General features: G+C 70.8%; 1 protein-coding gene and 1 pseudogene. One reads left to right on the top strand and one right to left on the bottom strand.

The window, feature by feature from the left end; translation table 11 throughout:
• Positions 1-561: DUF2252 family protein (locus ACZ5CR_RS46910; RefSeq protein ID WP_468870178.1), on the bottom strand; the 561-nt coding region annotated here is incomplete at its 3' end.
• Between the two features lie 161 nt (positions 562-722).
• Here ACZ5CR_RS46910 and ACZ5CR_RS46905 point away from each other — a divergent pair.
• Positions 723-1,049, top strand: a pseudogene (locus ACZ5CR_RS46905) (arsenite S-adenosylmethyltransferase); the annotation flags it as partial.
• Positions 1,050-1,091 lie beyond the last annotated feature (42 nt).

The following is a 1,091-nucleotide window of genomic DNA, read 5'->3' as shown; positions in this document are numbered from 1 at the left end:
GCTCGCTCCCGCCTCACGCCCCGCGAGCACGAGGGAGGCCGCGAGCCGCTTCACGTCCCACTCCCAGGGTCCGTGCCCCGTCTCGTCGAAGTCGTTCAGGTCCATGACCAGACCGCCCCGCGCGTCCGCGTACAGGCCGAAGTTCGCCGCGTGCGCGTCTCCGCATATCTGGGCGCCTATCCCGGTCACGGGGGTCCGCGCGAGGTCGTACGCCATCAGACCGGCGGCCCCGCGCAGGAAGGCGAAGGGCGAAGCGGCCATCCTGCCCATCCGGATCGGCGTGAGGTCGGGGAGCCTGCTGCGGTTGGACTCCTCCACGGCCTCGACCGGATCGGGGCGGCCGTCGTCCTCGGCGAACCATTCGTGCGAGGTGCGGCTGACGCGCGCACGCAGCGCCTTGCCCTCCTTCTTCGGCGGGACCCGCGCCCCTTCCGAAGCCGCCTGCCCCACCGGGCCGGCCGCCCCCGCCGCATCCGCCGCCTCCCGCGAGGGCCACTGCGCGAACCCCTCCACGTGAGGAAGCCCCGCACCACCGAATCGCGCACCGTCGGTCTCCGCCATGACCACTGCCCTCGCCCCCGCATCCCCACGTCCGGGCGGGCCCTCATGGGCCTCACCTGGCATGAAGGTACCGCCGCGCTCCGGACAGCGTCAGAGCCTGTGGACAACCCGCGCCCTGTGGACAACCCGGCGCACCGAACCGGCTTCCGGTGACATACATCGACAAGCCGGCTGTCTTCGCCGAGATGTTCCGCGTCCTGGCGCCCGGTGGCCGTGTCGGCGTCTCGGACGTCGTAGCCGAGGATCATCTCTCTCCCACGGAGCGGGCCGAGCGCGGCAACTACGTGGGCTGCATCGCGGGTGCGCTTTCGTTCGCTGAGTACCGGCAGGGACTGGAGAACGCCGGATTCACCGGCGTCGAGGTAGTCCCGGCCCATCAGGTCGCCGATGGCATGCACTCCGCAATCGTCCGCGCGGTGAAGCCTGAGGGATCGGTACTACTGCCGCTTGCGGCTGAGTCGTCGGACCAGAGCTCTTGCTGCGGATAACCGTCTGTCTCCTCCACGCGGTGCAGCACCGACGTGGAGTGA

The sequence above is a fragment of the Streptomyces sp. NPDC031274 genome, from assembly GCF_055570235.1.
This window is presented reverse-complemented; position numbering and strand designations above follow the sequence as displayed.